The 16,728-nt window shown below is 39.5% G+C and carries 17 protein-coding genes and 1 riboswitch; of the genes, 13 read left to right on the top strand and 4 right to left on the bottom strand.

Annotation, left to right across the window (positions count from 1 at the left end):
• Positions 1-7 precede the first annotated feature (7 nt).
• The 3 genes from ACPPVU_RS16295 (at position 8) to ACPPVU_RS16285 (ending at position 3,514) form a co-directional block, all read left to right on the top strand.
• Positions 8-1,267 (top strand): competence/damage-inducible protein A, encoded by a 1,260-nt coding sequence (locus ACPPVU_RS16295; protein ID WP_426667584.1) that lies wholly within the window; start codon positions 8-10, stop codon positions 1,265-1,267.
• 30 nt (positions 1,268-1,297) lie between these two features.
• Positions 1,298-2,710 carry a dihydrolipoamide acetyltransferase family protein gene (locus tag ACPPVU_RS16290; protein ID WP_426667583.1) on the top strand — a complete coding sequence of 471 codons (1,413 nt, stop codon included), beginning with the start codon at positions 1,298-1,300 and terminating at the stop codon, positions 2,708-2,710.
• A 174-nt stretch (positions 2,711-2,884) separates the two neighbouring features.
• Positions 2,885-3,514 (top strand): hypothetical protein, encoded by a 630-nt coding sequence (locus ACPPVU_RS16285; protein ID WP_426667582.1) that lies wholly within the window; start codon positions 2,885-2,887, stop codon positions 3,512-3,514.
• Positions 3,515-3,638: 124 nt separating this feature from the next.
• Here the strand turns inward: ACPPVU_RS16285 and ACPPVU_RS16280 are convergent, their stop codons facing one another.
• From ACPPVU_RS16280 to ACPPVU_RS16270, 3 genes are all read right to left on the bottom strand, one after another.
• Positions 3,639-4,877 carry a homoserine dehydrogenase gene (locus ACPPVU_RS16280; protein ID WP_426667581.1) on the bottom strand — a complete coding sequence of 413 codons (1,239 nt, stop codon included), beginning with the start codon at positions 4,875-4,877 and terminating at the stop codon, positions 3,639-3,641.
• Positions 4,877-5,932, bottom strand: a complete 1,056-nt coding sequence (locus tag ACPPVU_RS16275; RefSeq protein ID WP_426667580.1) for a homoserine O-acetyltransferase family protein — start codon at positions 5,930-5,932, stop codon at positions 4,877-4,879. The genes ACPPVU_RS16280 and ACPPVU_RS16275 overlap by 1 nt, the downstream gene beginning before the upstream one ends.
• Before the next feature lie 151 nt (positions 5,933-6,083).
• Entirely contained in the window at positions 6,084-7,409 is a 1,326-nt protein-coding gene (locus tag ACPPVU_RS16270; RefSeq protein WP_426667579.1) for an O-acetylhomoserine aminocarboxypropyltransferase/cysteine synthase family protein, read from the bottom strand.
• A gap of 248 nt (positions 7,410-7,657) precedes the next feature.
• Positions 7,658-7,769: riboswitch (SAM riboswitch) on the bottom strand.
• A 245-nt stretch (positions 7,770-8,014) separates the two neighbouring features.
• Here ACPPVU_RS16270 and ACPPVU_RS16265 point away from each other — a divergent pair.
• On the top strand, positions 8,015-8,527 hold the full coding sequence (locus ACPPVU_RS16265; RefSeq protein WP_426667578.1) for a DinB family protein: 513 nt from the start codon (positions 8,015-8,017) through the stop codon (positions 8,525-8,527).
• 61 nt (positions 8,528-8,588) lie between these two features.
• Here the strand turns inward: ACPPVU_RS16265 and ACPPVU_RS16260 are convergent, their stop codons facing one another.
• A complete protein-coding gene (locus tag ACPPVU_RS16260; RefSeq protein WP_426667577.1) occupies positions 8,589-9,704 on the bottom strand; it encodes a trans-sulfuration enzyme family protein in 1,116 nt (371 codons plus the stop codon).
• Between the two features lie 81 nt (positions 9,705-9,785).
• Between ACPPVU_RS16260 and ACPPVU_RS16255 the strand changes: the two genes are divergently transcribed.
• From ACPPVU_RS16255 to ACPPVU_RS16215, 9 genes are all read left to right on the top strand, one after another.
• Positions 9,786-10,400, top strand: a complete 615-nt coding sequence (locus ACPPVU_RS16255) for a hypothetical protein (RefSeq protein WP_426667576.1) — start codon at positions 9,786-9,788, stop codon at positions 10,398-10,400.
• 93 nt (positions 10,401-10,493) lie between these two features.
• The gene (gene mqnE, locus ACPPVU_RS16250; RefSeq protein ID WP_426667575.1) at positions 10,494-11,687 is read left to right on the top strand and encodes an aminofutalosine synthase MqnE; all 1,194 of its coding nucleotides are present in this window, start codon (positions 10,494-10,496) and stop codon (positions 11,685-11,687) included.
• 66 nt (positions 11,688-11,753) lie between these two features.
• A complete protein-coding gene (locus tag ACPPVU_RS16245; protein ID WP_426667574.1) occupies positions 11,754-12,368 on the top strand; it encodes a histidine phosphatase family protein in 615 nt (204 codons plus the stop codon).
• A gap of 15 nt (positions 12,369-12,383) precedes the next feature.
• Complete coding sequence (locus tag ACPPVU_RS16240; protein WP_426667573.1) at positions 12,384-13,127, top strand: menaquinone biosynthetic enzyme MqnA/MqnD family protein; 744 nt, start codon at positions 12,384-12,386, stop codon at positions 13,125-13,127.
• A gap of 183 nt (positions 13,128-13,310) precedes the next feature.
• Positions 13,311-13,814 (top strand): hypothetical protein, encoded by a 504-nt coding sequence (locus tag ACPPVU_RS16235; protein WP_426667572.1) that lies wholly within the window; start codon positions 13,311-13,313, stop codon positions 13,812-13,814.
• Positions 13,807-14,145 carry a hypothetical protein gene (locus ACPPVU_RS16230; protein WP_426667571.1) on the top strand — a complete coding sequence of 113 codons (339 nt, stop codon included), beginning with the start codon at positions 13,807-13,809 and terminating at the stop codon, positions 14,143-14,145. Before ACPPVU_RS16235 ends, ACPPVU_RS16230 begins: the two co-directional genes overlap by 8 nt.
• A 391-nt stretch (positions 14,146-14,536) precedes the next feature.
• A complete protein-coding gene (locus tag ACPPVU_RS16225; protein WP_426667570.1) occupies positions 14,537-14,743 on the top strand; it encodes a TOBE domain-containing protein in 207 nt (68 codons plus the stop codon).
• Between the two features lie 235 nt (positions 14,744-14,978).
• Entirely contained in the window at positions 14,979-15,785 is an 807-nt protein-coding gene (locus tag ACPPVU_RS16220; protein ID WP_426667569.1) for an SDR family oxidoreductase, read from the top strand.
• A 268-nt stretch (positions 15,786-16,053) separates the two neighbouring features.
• Positions 16,054-16,530, top strand: coding sequence for a hypothetical protein (locus ACPPVU_RS16215; protein WP_426667568.1), 477 nt, complete (start codon positions 16,054-16,056; stop codon positions 16,528-16,530).
• Positions 16,531-16,728: the final 198 nt, after the last annotated feature.

The following is a 16,728-nucleotide window of genomic DNA, read 5'->3' as shown; positions in this document are numbered from 1 at the left end:
AATATAAATGTTAGCAGAAATAATAACCATAGGCGATGAGATACTGATAGGCCAGATAATTGACAGTAATTCGGCATGGATTGCTCAAAGACTGAATGCTATCGGGATTAGGGTAAAACAGATATCGTCAGTTTCTGATGACAGAGAGCATATTTTGACTGCCCTGGCCGAAGCAAGTGTCCGTGTTGATATTATTTTAATTACCGGCGGACTTGGACCTACAAAAGATGATATCACCAAAAAGACACTTGCCGAATATTTTGGAGTAGGACTGATTGAAAATAAAGAGGCGCTGGAAAACGTAGAAAAGATATTCAAACGTCTTAGAGGCCCTCTTACTGAACTGCTTGACGTAAACAAACAACAGGCCCTTGTGCCCGAAAATTGTGAGGTAATCATTAATCAAAACGGAACTGCTCCGGGGATGTGGTTTAATAAGGACGGCAAAATATACATGTCTATGCCCGGTGTACCGCATGAGATGATGTACATGATGGAAGGGGCTGTGATACCAAAGCTAAAGAGTACATTTAAACTTCCGTTTATCGTTCATAAAACCATATTGACAGCGGGTGAGGGGGAATCTTACTTAGCCGAAAAAATAGCTGATATTGAGAATTCGCTTCCACCTTATATAAAGCTGGCCTATCTGCCTAAACTTGGACAGGTACGTTTGCGTTTAAGTGCTTATGGAGATGATGAAACCCTTCTTAACAACGAAGTGAGTGAATATACAGCTAAAATTGTTGAACGGGTTGGTAACTCAATAATTGCACAGGAGGATATTCCACTCGAAAAGGCCATACTAAATTTAATGGCCGAAAAAGAACTTACTTTATCCACTGGCGAGAGCTGCACCGGTGGCTATATAGCGCATTTGATAACCCAACATCCTGGATCTTCAAAAGTATATTTCGGTGGTGCGGTATCTTATTCTTACGAACTTAAAGAAAGTATATTAGGCGTTAAAAATGAAACGCTATGGCAATATGGAGCAGTAAGCAAAGAAACCGTGACTGAGATGGTGCAGGGAGCCTTGTTGAACTTTAAATCGGACTATGCCATAGCAGTTACGGGTATCGCCGGGCCAGATGGAGGAACTCCGGAAAAACCTGTGGGTACTGTATGGATAGGAGTGGCAAACGCGGAGAAGACCATCACTAAAAAATTCCAATTTGGTAACAAACGGCTACAGAATATAGAGCGAACAGCAATAGCAGCACTAAACATGCTTCACAGATTGTTAAGGGAATTAGAAACTAATTAGCTAATTTTGACCTGTACTAACTAGATCTATATGGCCAAATACCAATTATTATTGCCAAAAATGGGCGAAAGCGTTGCCGAGGCAACAATAATAAAATGGAATAAAAAACCGGGAGATTATATTGAAGCTGATGAAGCAGTAATGGAAATTGCTACTGATAAGGTAGATTCTGAAGTCCCATCACCTGTTTCGGGTAAACTGATAGAGCAGCTTTGCGGCGAAAATGACGTAGTACAGGTAGGGGCAGTAATTGCAGTTATTGAAACCGGAGAAGCTGCAGAAAGTATTGAAGAACCGGTATCCGTTGCTCCAAAACCTGAAATCAATATTCCTGAAGAACCTAAACCAGCACCGGTTGCTTCGGAGCCGATTCCCGGCTTGGAACAATTGGAAGCAAAACCGTCCGTAGAAAATAATAAGGAATTCAAAAGTTCTGAAAGATTTTACTCACCATTGGTAAAAAATATTGCGGTACAGGAAGGCATCAGTGTAGAAGAATTGGATAAAATTCAAGGAACAGGTGCTGAAGGACGTTTGACAAAAGACGATCTTTTAAATTACTTACAGAACCCGTCAGCGGCATCAACCAGGCAAGAAACAAAACAACCATCATCTATTGCAGAAGAAAGAATATACAGACCAATGCCTGAGCCAAAAACTGTTCAGAGTCAGGCGCCGTTGGGATACGAAAAAACGATAGAATCTAAACCGGCTCCGTCAATATCTGTATCAGGTAATGATGAAATAATAGAGATGGATAGGATGCGGAAACTGATCTCTGATCACATGGTGATGAGTAAGCATACTGCACCACACGTTACTTCTTTTGTGGAGGCCGACGTAACCAACCTGGTATTATGGCGCGAGAAGATCAAGGGTGCTTTTGAGAAAAAAGAAGGCGAAAAACTCACCTTTACTCCAATATTTATCGAAGCTGTAGCCCGGGCTATAAGAGATATGCCGATGGTTAATGTCTCTGTAAACGGCTACCAGATCATTAAAAAAGCAAATATAAATATTGGAATGGCTACTGCATTACCAAGCGGTAACCTAATTGTGCCGGTAATAAAAAATGCGGATAAATTAAATCTTATCGGCCTTGCCAAAGCTGTTAATGACCTGGCTAACCGGGCACGAAGTAACAAATTACAACCTGACGATGTACAAGATGGTACATTTACTATTACCAACGTAGGTTCGTTTGGGAATGTAATGGGTACACCGATTATCAATCAACCCCAAGTGGCAATATTAGCTGTTGGAGCTATTAAAAAGAAACCGGCTGTGGTTGAAACCAGGCAGGGTGATGTAATCGCTGTAAGACATATGATGTTCCTGTCATTATCCTACGATCATCGCGTGGTGGATGGTGCTTTAGGCGGATCATTCCTCCGTCGCGTAGCCGACTATCTTGAAGGCTGGGATTTGGACAGATCATTTTAAGCCCCTTAATTAAACACATACAAAGGGAAGAGGCTGTTTGAGAGCAGCCTCTTCTGCTTTAATTTATTCAAACATTTGATGGTGTTTGTTTGGATATAATAAATTTCAAAGATTATTTTACGTTGAGTCATCCTCTTCTTTAAAGTAATCCAATATTATTTCTATTTTGGCGGAATGAAACACCTATACTTATCACGTTTTATAATTATCTTTTCTCTGCTTTTATCAGTTAGCTTTGCGGCAAAAGCACAAAAATGGGAGCAGGGCTGCTACTATGACCTACAAGGTGCGAAACATCCTGGACTTATAAAGATTAACAATGTCTCTGAAGACAATTGGTCGATCCTTGGTGCGCGAAAAAGAAAGATTTCAACTTTTAAGTTTAAAATTAATTCTGAAGCTGAGACCAATATTATTGAGGCAATTGCCGTAAAATCGGTGGTAGCAAAAGCGGATAGCTTTGTGGTAAATCTTTCGATTAAAGATAAAAAAGGTAAACCGGATACCACTGCCCTATTTTATGTGGTCGATTTAAGCACCCGGTCGGTAAACATTTATTCGCATGGCTATCATTCTGGATCCGGCACGGATAACTACATTGACATTGAGTACTATTATGGCGCATTCATAGACGATGTGAAAGATATTACCAAAGATAATTTTATCGAAGTAATGTGCAATGCACTGAATGACTCCTCTGACTTAGTAGAAAAAATTAAAAGCAAAGAATACAAGCTGGGAAAAATTGAAAAGTTAATCAAAGCATATAAAACGGAGAAAGGTATAGCAATAAGCACAAATTAGCTCATTTGCATTTATTGCGAATTCAGCTGCGCACATCCTTTACGAAAGGAACAAAGTTTAATCATGTAAGCTATAATAAAAAAGCTCCCATTTGGGAGCCTCTTTCCATAAATAATGCAGAAGTTTATAAATAAGCTTCTGCAGTTTGTTTTTTTGCCGGGGCTAAACTGACCCCTTTTAGCTGATCAGCAAAGGCTATGAAGGCCTTGTCGTTAAATATACGATGTTGATTGTCGATCAGTTTTTGCAGATTAATTTTCCCAATAACAAACTTATAATTGCCTGAGTAATACCGTTCGTGGATGTATTCAAAGCCTAATTCATCCACCAGATTGTCATCCTCATAGCGCAAATAAATGTTTATTTCGATATCATTAGTGAAGTTCAAATCTTTTTTCGATTTGGCTTTTTTATATTCATATTGATAATCGTAACGTAGAGCTGCTATGTCAGAAAGCACCGCCGAGCCTGTAGGGTGACCACCGGCACCCTTACCAAAAAAGAATTGCTGATCTGCAAAAGCAGCTTGTACAATTACCCCGTTATATTCGTACTCAACATTGTATAAAAATTCGCTTTCATTTACGAATTTAGGTAACACGAATAATGCTACATGCTTGTCATCCAGTTCTTTAGCAACAGGAACCAGCTTGATTTTTAGATTTTTTTCACGGGCGTATTGCAAGTCGTGAGCAGATAGATTTTGTATACCCAGGTTAAAAACTTCTTCAGGTTTTACGACCACACCATAAGCATGTGATGCCGCTATAACCAGCTTGAATTTTGCATCAAAACCACCCACATCCATAGTTGGGTCGGTTTCTGCAAAACCAAGGTCCTGGGCTTGTTTTAAGGCCGAATCATAATCCATATTTTCGATAAAGCCTTTTGAAAGAATATAATTGGATGAACCATTAAAAATTCCACAAATGGAATGCAGTAATTCATTATCATAGTATTCTTCTAAATTCCGGATGATAGGAATACTGCCGCAAACAGCACCTTCATATAATAAGGAAGTGCCGTATTGATGTTGCAGAGTAATTAATTCATTTAGATGCGTGGCAATCATTTTTTTACTTGCCGACACAACATTTCTGCCTGTGCTTAAAGCTCTTGAAACAATTTCAAAAGCCGGTTCAGTTTCATTGATTAGCTCAACAATTGTATTGATCTCTGGATTGTTGAGCAACTCGTCTTTATCAGTAGTGAATAGGTGGGATGGAAGCGATCTTTTTTTGCTGCCATCCTTAATACATATCTTAACTATCTCGAGGTTGAGATTTTTAGTCTTGATAATATCGTACAATCCCTGGCCCACAACGCCAAAGCCAAATAGTCCTATAGTTAGTTTTTTACTCATTATGCGGTTTGTTGCAATTCTATAATTTTTCCCTTTACGTCAGTTTTAAAAAATGATGTAATAATATTTGTTAATGCTTCTGTTTCTATCAAAAATCCGTCATGGCCGTAAAACGAATCCAATTCGGCAAAGGCTGCCGTAGGTATATGCCTGAACAGATACTGTTGTTCCTCCAGGGGAAATAACAGGTCTGATTTAATTCCAATTACTAATGTTTTTGCTTTGATAAGGCTTAACGCTTTTTCCACACCATGCCTGCCGCGACCCACATTGTGCGAGTCCATTACTTTAGTCAAACACCAATAGCTGTAAGCGTTATATCGGTTTACCAGTTTTTCGCCCTGGTAATTTTGGTATGATGAAGCTTTAAAGCTGTCTACTTTTTTATCGTTATCCTCTTGTTGTGTTATCGAATAGGTTTTGTAACCACGATAGGAGAGCAATGCAATACTACGTGCTGCTTTTAGGCCTTTTACGCCGCCGTCAGGTTTATTTGCATAAAAGCTTCTGTCCGAAGCGATGGCCAGGCGCTGCGATTCATTAAAAGCGATGCCCCATGGTGAATGCCGCGCGTTGGTAGCGATCGCTATCAGATTTTTGATACGATTTGGTTCCATAATAGACCACTCCAAAGCCTGCTGCCCACCTAATGAACCGCCTAAAACTATTTTGATATCTTTAATCTCCAGGTGATCTGCCAGTAATTGGTGTGCTTTAACCATATCACGAACACATATTTGTGGGAACGATAAGTAATATGGTAAACCGGTTACCGGATTTTCGCTCAATGGACTTGTAGTGCCATAGGGTGAACCTAAAATGTTAGCGCATACAATAAAATGCTCATCCGGGTTAAAGTAATTTTTGCTTCCAAACAATCCTTTCCACCAGTCAAATACATCAGAATTTGCTGTTAGTGCGTGACATACCCACACCGCATTATCACGCTCTTTATTTAATTTACCATAAGTATGGAAACCTATCTCCAGTTCCCGCAATATCTTTCCTGATTCGAGCTTAAATGGGTTCGGGTATTTAAATATTTGTGTATTCATTTCATCCGTTTGTTATTTCGGATGCAGCTGAATTTTATCAGCCACATTCCGTAATAACTCTATTATCACTTAAAAAACTAAAAAAACTGCCCCTCTCTAACTCTCCCCAAAAGGGAGGGAATAAAATCAAGTCCTCTCCTTTGGAGAGGATTTAGGTGAGGCTTAACTCGGCTGCCAGTTTTTTTATTTTGGCAAATGCCTGTTCCAAATCGGCTTTTATATCATCAATATGCTCAATTCCAACTGCAATGCGCAACGAGTTTGGCGTAACCCCTGCGGCAAGTTGTTCTTCATCAGAAAGTTGCTGATGCGTAGTTGCTGATGGTTGAATGATCAATGTTTTAGCATCACCTACGTTTGCCAGATGGCTAACCAGTTGCAGGCTATCAATAAAACGGCCGGCATTTTCTTTGTCACCTTTTATCTCGAATGATAATACTGCGCCAAAACCGTTTTTCAAATACTTTTGGGCTAGCGCATGATAACGCGATGATGCTAAGCCTGGGTAGTTTACTTTTGCTACCTGGGGATGTTTTTCAAGCCATTTAGCTAGCTCGAGTGCATTATCCACATGGCGTTGAACACGCAATGAAAGTGTCTCTAATCCTTGTATGAACAGGAAACTGTTAAATGGAGATATAGACGGACCAAAATCGCGTAGACCCTCAACACGGGCACGAATGATGAATTGGATGTTGCCAAAAGGGCCGCCAATACCAAATACATCCGAGAATACTAATCCATGATAACCTTCTGATGGCTCGGTAAACTGTGGAAATTTACCATTGCCCCAGTTGTAGTTACCACCGTCAACAATTACACCACCTATGCTTGTACCATGTCCACCGATCCATTTTGTAGCAGATTGTACCACAACATGTGCTCCATGTTCCAGCGGACGGAATAAATAACCGGCAGCGGCAAATGTATTATCTACAATAAGCGGTAGATCATGCTTTTTAGCTACAGCAGCGATTTTATCAAAATCGGGTATGTTATATTCCGGGTTACCAATGGTTTCAAGATAAATGGCTTTGGTTTTGTCATCGATCAATTTTTCAATATTTTCGGCGCTATCGTCTTTTGCAAAACGTGCATCAATACCCAGCCGTTTAAAAGAAACCTTAAATTGATTGTAGGTACCGCCGTATAAATAGGGTGAGGAAACAAAATTATCGCCAACCTGTAGGATATTGTTTAGGGCAAGAAATTGCGCTGCTTGTCCTGATCCGGTTGCTAATGCTGCTACGCCACCTTCCAATGCCGCCACACGCTTCTCAAAAACATCTGTGGTTGGATTCATGATACGGCTGTAAATATTACCAAATTCTTTTAGAGCGAACAGGTTTGCGCCATGCTCGGCGTTTTTAAATACAAATGAAGAAGTTTGATAAAGTGGCACAGCCCGTGCGCCCGTTGTTGGGTCAGCTTCTTGTCCGGCGTGTAGTTGTAATGTTTCGAATTTTAATGTTGACATGGCAGTAAGTATTTTGATGTTTTTAACTATTGATTTCCTGATGCTAAAGGTGATTTGATGTTAGTAGCAAATAAAGACAGGTAAGCCTTTGATGCTATGCACTTTGTTTAAATAAATTCAAACTCGTGGATTAACAGCAACAACACATGCACATACAGCTATTTGGATAGCTATAAGAAATTGCCAAACCCGTAGGGATGTTCAAAAGGTTGCAGGATGTGATTTTCGTCAGACTTTTCATGGTTATTAATTTATATCCCCCGGAGATCCATTCTCCGGGCCAGGAATTGGCACCTTCTCCACCTTGGAGGGTTGCCAGCGGGTCATTGAGCCTGATCTCTCGCCGCTTCTTTATAAATCAAAACCTTTTGGGGAATTGATTTTGGTATTGTTACCAAATAATGTTGCAAACATAGTGCATGTTAAAGCAAATCTCCAAATTAAATTTCAAAAAATTTGAGGTTATGACTTTATATTGTACTTGCCCCACTATTGACAGATTGAATAAATGGCGCAAAAAGCCTCTTATATGGCGTATTTACGCCCCACTGTAAGCTGTTATTGTTGGTAGTTTTACATAGATCAAAAAACTAAATCATTAAATCATGTCAGCAAAAAAACAATTATTAGCACAGTATGACCTTCATGATATATTGTTCAACAATGTAATTGAAAGTATCAATGATTCCGAAGCAAACACATGCGTGGCCGAACCCATGAATAGCGTTAAATGGCTGGCAGGACACTTACTATGGGCGCAACGAAACCTGGTACGTATTGGTGGCGCACAAGTGGATATCCCATGGACTGGTCATTTTTTAACTGTACAAGGGTCGACCGAAGAAGAAAGAAAAATGCCAAAAGGTGAGTTTCCTACAATTGAACAGATCAGGAATAAATGGAACGAAGTATCACCTGTTATTCGGAAAGGCCTTGAAAACCTGCCGGATGAAGCATTGGGTTCGGTTATCGAAATAAAGCACCCAATAGCTCCATTTGATAACACTTTAGCCGGATTGTGGGCTTTTATCAATGATCATCAATCTTATCATATCGGGCAGATCGGTATATTGAGAAGACGGCTGGGTAAAGAGCCGATGTCGTATTTTAAAAGTTAATTGTTGATAATTAATAGATCATGGCTCATAGTAAAACTGAAACTGTGAACCATGATTTGCTCTAACTTAGTGCTTGAGAGATATCTGCGATCAGGTCATCAATATGTTCCAGGCCTACAGATACACGCAATAAATTATGCGGCGTTTTGGTGTCCGGACCTTCAACAGAGGCACGATGCTCTATCAGGGTTTCCACGCCGCCAAGGCTGGTGGCCTGGGTAAATATATTTAGCTTGTTAATCACATTTCTTGCTTCGTCCGATCCTCCTTTTACACAAAAAGAAAGCATACCGCCAAAATTTAGCATTTGCTCTTTGGCAATTTTATGCTGCGGATGGGATGGAAGACCAGGGTACATTACCTTTTCTATTTTGGAATGTTTCTGAAGATATTCAGATAGCAATTGCGCATTATATACGTGTCCACGTACGCGATAGGGAAGTGTTTTTATGCTTCTCGTTAAAAAATAACAATCCATAGGCGAGGGGATAGCGCCGCCCATTTCCTGCACCTGGCGAATCTTTGTCCACCATTCATTTTTCTCGGCAGTAATTAATGCACCGCCCATAAGGTCGCTATGACCACCAAAATATTTGGTGGAAGAATGCATTACCAGATCAACGCCCAAAGCCAATGGTTGCTGACCAATAGGTGTGGCAAAAGTATTATCACAAGCTACTTTGATGTGATGTTTTCGCGCAATTTCAACAATTTTTTTAATATCCGTTATCTTCAAAAGCGGATTTGAAGGTGTTTCGATCCATATTAAGCCGGTATTGGATTTAATATGAGAAGTTAATACTGCGGTATCATTTATATCGATAAAATCAAACTCTAATATCCCGGCAAACAGTGTTTTTATCTGGTTACGCAATCCATGATACATATCATCCGGACAAATTATATGTGTACCTGGTTTCAGCGTTTGAAAAACCGTCATACCCGCCGCATTGCCAGAGGAGAAAGCTGCCGCATCGGCGCCACTTTCCAGTCTGGCTAATACATTTTCCAGGGATGTACGGTTGGGGTTGCTTGATCTACTATAGATATATCCTGCCGGGAAAGATCCGTCAGCTTCTCTAGTAAACGTTGTGGATAGGGTGATAGGCTGAATTACTGCTTTTGATGATCCGTCAGCATGATTACCGGCGTGAATGGCGATGGTCTCGATTTTCATAAACAACAAAATAAACGAGATTATTTGGCAAACGTGTGGTATTATTTGTAATTTTATTATAATCCCCCAAATAACCTTAGTATGAAAACCAAATTGTGCCTTATCCTTATCGGGCTTATTCTCCTGATTTCCTGTAAAAAAGAGATGGTTAAAAATGCTGTTAAAATACAGGATTCTGTTGTTTCAAATAACGATAAGGATACATCAAAAAGCATCTTTAAAATCCCTGATTCTATTACTTCAAATTATAATAATAGTTATAGTGCCTGGCTTTCTTACAAAATGAAGATTAATAATTCATATGCCTATACCATTAATCAGATATATGTGGAGCCTTCTAACAACGTGACCGTTACAACAAGTGTGGAGAATGGTAAAGTTGTAGCCCGCGATTATTCAGCATATTACTATTTAATAGATACTGTGCATAATACTGCTAAAAGAGATACTACTGCAAAATGGCATGAAGAAGGGATTACTTTGAATACTCACCCAGAAGCTGGTGATGTAATGACACTGGACGATATATATGTCAAAGCTAAAAATAGCTGGCTTAATGCTGATCCTCTTAAAAATGATATTTATTTTGAGATAAAAAACAGGGGATTAATATCCGAGGTGGGCTATTACCCAAAAGGTTGCCAGGATAACTGTTTTATTGGTATTCAGCAGATATCATCCATCACCTCACTGTAAACTTAATGTCATTACCTTGCATAGTTGAACAATATGCCATTGTGTGAAAGCAAAATTTGCGCTTTTTAGTACATTTGACAAAATTTTCTGTGTATGGTTTCACCTGGTGATTTAGAGGTATTAATTCAAAATCCTGATCTTCCTGCTGATTTAAAGCACATTGCCCAAAAAGTTCTGAATAGCGAACGCATTACCTTAGACGAAGGTGTTTTGCTTTTTGAAAAGGGCGAATTAAGCTATTTGGGAGTTCTGGCCAATTATATCCGCGAAAAAAAACACGGAGACAAAACCTACTTTAACCGCAATTTTCATATCGAACCAACCAATCTTTGTGTTTACGATTGCAAGTTTTGTTCATATTCCCGCCTGATCAAACAACGGTCGGAAGGGTGGGAGTATACGATGGAAGAGATGCTGGACATTGTAAAAAAATATGACAATGAGCCGGTTACCGAAGTACATATTGTAGGCGGTGTATTGCCGCAATACGATGTTCCTTTTTATAGCGAATTATTCAGCAAAATAAAAGCGCATCGCCCTGAATTGCATGTAAAGGCTTTAACACCGGTTGAATATCATTATATTTTCAAAAAAGCAAAGATCGACTATGCTACCGGCATGAAGATGATGAAGGACGCTGGTCTGGAATCAATACCGGGTGGTGGAGCGGAGATATTTCATCCCGAAATACGCGAGCAGATAGCCAAAGACAAATGCACTGCCGATCAATGGCTGGAAATACATGAGGAATGGCACAAACTGGGTATGCGCTCAAATGCTACTATGTTGTATGGTCATATAGAAAAATATTGGCATCGTGTAGATCACATGGAACGTTTGCGCCAGTTGCAGGATAAAACAGCTGGCTTCCAGACTTTTATTCCACTGAAATTCCGTAACCAGGATAACCAGATGTCACACGTACCGGAATCAACTGTTGTTGAGGATTTGCGTAATTATGCCATAGCACGTATCTATCTGGATAATTTCGATCATATAAAAGCTTATTGGGCGATGATTAGCCGTAATACGGCGCAGTTATCCCTTAACTTTGGTGTGGATGATATTGACGGAACATTAGATGACACTACAAAGATTTATTCAATGGCTGGCGCTGAGGAACAGCATCCGGGTATGAGCACCAAGCAATTGGTAGACCTGATTAAACAGGTGGGCAGAAAACCTATTGAACGGGATACATTATATAATGTAGTTACCGATTATACCAATTTTGAGTTCCCTGAGGAAGCAAAGCCACAGTTTTACAAACTGCCTGTGATAAATTAAGGGGGCTTTTAAAATAGAATTAAAAGAGCTTTAGGCCTTTGTCTTTCAGCTTTTAGCTAAAAATTAATGATATTAAAAACGTTATATGTTGTTCGCCACGGCCAGACAGACCTTAATAAACAGGGGATTGTGCAAGGCAGGGGCAGGGACACCGATCTAAACGAGGAAGGACGTCACCAGGCTGCTTTATTTTATAAAGCCTATAAGAATGTGCCTTTTGATAAAATATATATTTCTGAGCTAAAACGTACCCAGCAAAGCATACAGGCATTTATTGATAAGGGAATACCGTACGAAAAATTATCCGGTCTTGATGAGTTGGCATGGGGAGTACTGGAAGGCCAGCCCACCACACCTCCCAATAAAGCGGCCTTCCTGAAACTGATACGCAATTGGCTCGATGGTAAACTCGATAGCAAATTTGAAGGCGGCGAAAGCCCCAACGAAGTAAAAGCGAGACAATTGGATGCTCTGCAAATTATCATGAGCCATCCTGAAGAAAAAGAAGTGCTGATCTGTATGCACGGCCGCGCCATGCGCTTATTTATGTGCTTATTACTCAACAAACCGCTCACCGAAATGGAAAGTTTTCCGCATCAAAACCTGGTTTTATACAAAGCAACCTGGGACGGGACGAAATACGAGATCGTCGACTTTAATAACGCTAATCATTTAAAATAATACGAATACCACTCTGTGAAAAAGATCAGAATATCAGCTGTAAGCTATACTAATACCAAGCCCTTTATATACGGAATACAAAATACCCACTTCATTGATCAAATAGACCTGAGCCTGGATATACCCTCTGATTGTGCCCAAAAGCTGATCGATGATAAAGTAGACATTGGCCTCATACCCGTTGCCGCTGCTTTAAATTTGCCCGAATGGCACATTATTTCAGATTATTGTATTGGCGCTACCGGTCCTGTTAATTCAGTGTTCCTGTTCAGTAATTGTGATATCCATGAAGTCAAAACCGTTCAGCTTGATCCGCAATCGCGTACCTCGAATAACCTGGCGCGGGTGCTGCTGAAAAACTGGTGGAAAGTAAATCCGCAACAGATTACCGGTGCTATTGATTACGCGCAATCCCCAGATCAACAAACAGCATTCGTACAAATAGGCGACCGCACATTTGGCAAAAAAGCGCAGTATAAACATGTGTATGACCTGTCAGAAGAATGGCAAAAACTAACCGGCCTGCCTTTTGTGTTTGCTGCGTGGATAGCTAACAAGCCTATTCCGCAGAGTTTCAGCGATGAATTTAATAAGTCCCTGAAATTTGGCCTTGACCACCGCCCTGAACTACTAAAAGAGCTGCCAAAACGCACTGATTTCGATTTGGAAGATTACCTGATGCACAAACTCGATTTTAATCTTAACGAGGATAAAAAGAAAGCATTATACCTCTTCCTGGATTATATAAAAGCGTTATAGCGTTCACGTTACCCATGAACGATCGTGAATATTTTTTAATGCCTGAAATACAGTAGGTTGCATTTTAAACTAAGAATTCGCTGCCCGAAGCAATAACTTCGGACGATAAATCTTAAAATATTGTTTTCAATATTTTTTTTTTGTATTCTTGATTAACCTTTCTTGTAAAGCATTTAAACAAAAATGGATAGCCGTCCGTTAAGCCGTTGGAAAAGGTTTTTTAACTTCCTTCCTATCTTCAGATTGGTTCGGCATGAAAACGCAGTAGCCGAAACGGTATCCAATAAAGAGCAATCAACGATTTCACGCATTGAAGCACTGAAAATAGTTAATGAAGAATCTAACAGAGTTTCAAGCTGGTCTTTATTAATCATTGGCGGTTCTTTGCTTGCCGTATTGCATAAAGATTATTTGAAACTGGTAGACTATAAATATTTATATTTTATTTATGTCGTAGGATGGATATCGTTATGCGCATCTATCTATTGGGGACAATCTGTAACCAGAAGTTACCTGGCAAGTATGTTTGTTAAACCAAATTTTGTTGAAGCTTCCAGTAAAGAAGCCAACAAACTCTTTGGCAGACAGCTCACCTGGTTTATGCTTGGTGTTATATTATTTGCTGTTTGGATGATCGCCTTTTTAATTCTTTGGATTTTTAACTGTAATATTATTACCAATGAATAAATCAGATTGTAAATGCAACAGGTATCCTTTTAAACCTACTGACCCCTGTTACAATGTTTGTACAGGGAATATATTAAGTTATGTCGAGCCGGATATATTGGCAAGTATTTTTGCCATTCCAGGTAATATCGCAGAAAAAATCAGAACCCTAAACCTGGATGTCAATTTTAAAGCCGAAACTAAAACATTAGAAGATTACAAAAGTGTACTTGATCCTGCTGAGTTCTCGCAATTAAACAATATTTTCTCAAACCTGAATTCTGAGGCACTTGCTTGGTTGAATACAAATATGGGAATAGAAACAGAAGTACAAGAACCGGTTTATAGCTAATATTAATAAAGCTAAAAGGCCTTTTCCGCCTTTGTTGGCAGTGTCACCACAAGTGTTCGGAAGAAATTAAAAGGCTGTCATGCGATGCAGATTGGTACTTCACTTGCAAGGTAACACCTGTGGTGAGCCTCGAATTACCTTTAAAGTATCAAACTTTCTGATGGGATGCTAAAATAAACCCGCCTACCGGCAGGCAGGTTCAGCACGACGTGTTGTTTTTTTAAGAAATTATAATCTTCCGAACACCTAAGCTGACACCAACAAGGGCGAAAAGATAACTCTATTAAATAAATAGCATGAATCTTTTAAAAAAACCAAGTGGATTGGCTAACTTTAATTATAGAGTATTGTTTATTAATTACAGGTTTATCAATTTTTAAATTTTAAAATTATGAAACTAAGTGCACGCAACAGTCTCAAGGGAAAAATTGTTGGAATTAAAGAAGGGGGAGTAATGGCTAATGTATCGGTTGATATAGGCGGAGGCAATATTATCAGTTCGGTGATTACTTTGGATAGTGTGAAAGATTTAAGCCTTAAAGCAGGCGACGAAGTATATGCTATCATCAAATCGACCGAAGTAATGATTGGGAAATAATATTTCAATCAGGGTCTCCCTAATTGGCGCGACTATACAGCGAAGGTCAAAAGCGTGGTGACTCGTGGCTTTTCCACTTACGACGGATAAAACTTCATATGGCAATTTTAAATAATGCAGTTAATTCTTAAATCCTGCAAATAATCCCACCAATCCTTTAATCGTGTCTTTAAATTTCCCTTAAAAACCAAATCCCTTATTTGCGTTTGCTATATTTATAGAAAACAACTACTCTATGAAATCATATTCACTACAGGGACAAGCAGCGCTGGTTACCGGGGCCGATAGCGGTATTGGCAAGGGCGTGGCGCTTGAGCTGGCCAAAGCAGGCGCAAAGCTGCTGATCAACTATGCACATAACCAGGTTGCGGCAGATCAAACTGTCAATGAGATAAAATCTGCCGGGGGCGAGGCATTTGCTTTTCAGGCTGATGTGAGTCATGAGGCTGAAGTACAAGCTATGTTTGCCGAAATGTTTAAACGATACGGCACTATAGATATATTGGTGAACAACGCCGGTCTGCAAAAAGACTCAAAGTTTGTGGATATGACCTTAGATCAATGGCAAACAGTCATTAATATTAACCTTACGGGTCAATTTTTATGCTCACGTGAAGCAGCAAGGGAGTTTATCCGCAGGGGAGTGGTACAGGAGAGGAGCAAGGCAGCCGGTAAAATTATCTGCATGAGCAGTGTTCACGAGGTGATCCCCTGGGGTGGTCATGTAAACTATGCAACTAGTAAAGGTGGCATTATGATGCTGATGAAAAGTATGGCGCAGGAATTGGCTCCGCATAAGATACGTGTAGTAAGTATTGGCCCCGGCGCAATACAAACACCGATCAACCGCGATGCATGGGGAACGCCCGAATCTTTGGAAAAACTGCTGACCCTGATACCTTATAACCGTATTGGTCAGCCGGATGACATTGGCAGGCTTGCGGCCTGGCTTTCTTCAGATGAGGCCGACTATATCACTGGTATTACGATATTTATGGATGGCGGAATGACACTTTATCCGGGTTTTGCAGACAATGGATAAGTGCTTTCATAATATTTTTGTTACATAAAAAACCCTCAATGTCATCAAATTGCAAAGAAATTGTTAAGAAATTTACTTATTGTATAAAGTACACTAAGTATTCTCAAAAATCTTTAACATATTGTAAAAAAGACACTAAGTATTGACTGAAATTTTACAAAAATTAAAAAATCACCCATAAGTTTATCAAATAATCATAAAAGTGTTCTTAAATTTTAAATATTAGCAAGTATATCTTACTTTTGTTGTGGATTTAAAATTTAAGACAATGAAAAAATTATTCATAACCGCTGCGATCGCTACTTTGTTTAGCGTAAGCGTTTTTGCCGATGGCACCAAAAAAAGCAACACTACTGTAAATGTTTCTTACACTGTGTTAGACCAGTTCAATGCTGATTTCGCTGATGCAAAAAATGTATCATGGACTGTAAACAAAAATTTCCAGAAAGCTGATTTCGTAACTGATGGTACTAAAAAGACTGCTTTTTATAACCTTCAGGGTCAGTTTGTAGCTTTAACTCAGAATGCTGATTTAAAAGCTATCCCAGCTAAAGCTGAGCAAGAAATTGCTGAAAAGTACAAAGGTTATGCTGTTAAAGAAGTGATCGTGCTTCAAAGCAATACCGAAGTAAACACTGATGCTGATGAAACTGCTTACTTTGTTGACCTTAAAAGCGATACTAAAGAAGTATTGGTAAGGATCACTCCGGAAGCACACATCGAATTCTACAAAGAAGTAAAATAATTTTCTCAGACAACCTAAGAACTATAAGCTACTCCATTATCGGAGTGGCTTTTTGCTTTTATATAATTTCCACATTTAGGATTGCATAAGACTGTAAGGGTTGTTTTACACCTCAGATGTTCGGAAGATTCAAAAGAAGAGGTGGTGCGATTCCTTCCTCGGGAAGGTGTAGGAAGGGGTTTAGTATAGGTGTTCAGA

It is taken from the genome of Mucilaginibacter sp. McL0603 (assembly GCF_049992945.1).
Lineage (GTDB): Bacteria > Bacteroidota > Bacteroidia > Sphingobacteriales > Sphingobacteriaceae > Mucilaginibacter.
Note: the sequence above shows the minus strand (reverse complement) of the source record. Positions and strands in the feature narration are given on the sequence as shown.

What these genes read in the sequence shown, in the direction of transcription:
- ACPPVU_RS16295 (WP_426667584.1), top strand. Translation starts at nt 8, where the DNA reads ATGTTAGCAGAAATAATAACCATAGGCGATGAGATACTGATAGGCCAG.
- ACPPVU_RS16290 (WP_426667583.1), top strand. Translation starts at nt 1,298, where the DNA reads ATGGCCAAATACCAATTATTATTGCCAAAAATGGGCGAAAGCGTTGCC.
- ACPPVU_RS16285 (WP_426667582.1), top strand. Translation starts at nt 2,885, where the DNA reads ATGAAACACCTATACTTATCACGTTTTATAATTATCTTTTCTCTGCTT.
- ACPPVU_RS16280 (WP_426667581.1), bottom strand. Translation starts at nt 4,877, where the DNA reads ATGAGTAAAAAACTAACTATAGGACTATTTGGCTTTGGCGTTGTGGGC.
- ACPPVU_RS16275 (WP_426667580.1), bottom strand. Translation starts at nt 5,932, where the DNA reads ATGAATACACAAATATTTAAATACCCGAACCCATTTAAGCTCGAATCA.
- ACPPVU_RS16270 (WP_426667579.1), bottom strand. Translation starts at nt 7,409, where the DNA reads ATGTCAACATTAAAATTCGAAACATTACAACTACACGCCGGACAAGAA.
- ACPPVU_RS16265 (WP_426667578.1), top strand. Translation starts at nt 8,015, where the DNA reads ATGTCAGCAAAAAAACAATTATTAGCACAGTATGACCTTCATGATATA.
- ACPPVU_RS16260 (WP_426667577.1), bottom strand. Translation starts at nt 9,704, where the DNA reads ATGAAAATCGAGACCATCGCCATTCACGCCGGTAATCATGCTGACGGA.
- ACPPVU_RS16255 (WP_426667576.1), top strand. Translation starts at nt 9,786, where the DNA reads ATGAAAACCAAATTGTGCCTTATCCTTATCGGGCTTATTCTCCTGATT.
- mqnE (WP_426667575.1), top strand. Translation starts at nt 10,494, where the DNA reads ATGGTTTCACCTGGTGATTTAGAGGTATTAATTCAAAATCCTGATCTT.
- ACPPVU_RS16245 (WP_426667574.1), top strand. Translation starts at nt 11,754, where the DNA reads ATGATATTAAAAACGTTATATGTTGTTCGCCACGGCCAGACAGACCTT.
- ACPPVU_RS16235 (WP_426667572.1), top strand. Translation starts at nt 13,311, where the DNA reads ATGGATAGCCGTCCGTTAAGCCGTTGGAAAAGGTTTTTTAACTTCCTT.
- ACPPVU_RS16230 (WP_426667571.1), top strand. Translation starts at nt 13,807, where the DNA reads ATGAATAAATCAGATTGTAAATGCAACAGGTATCCTTTTAAACCTACT.
- ACPPVU_RS16225 (WP_426667570.1), top strand. Translation starts at nt 14,537, where the DNA reads ATGAAACTAAGTGCACGCAACAGTCTCAAGGGAAAAATTGTTGGAATT.
- ACPPVU_RS16220 (WP_426667569.1), top strand. Translation starts at nt 14,979, where the DNA reads ATGAAATCATATTCACTACAGGGACAAGCAGCGCTGGTTACCGGGGCC.
- ACPPVU_RS16215 (WP_426667568.1), top strand. Translation starts at nt 16,054, where the DNA reads ATGAAAAAATTATTCATAACCGCTGCGATCGCTACTTTGTTTAGCGTA.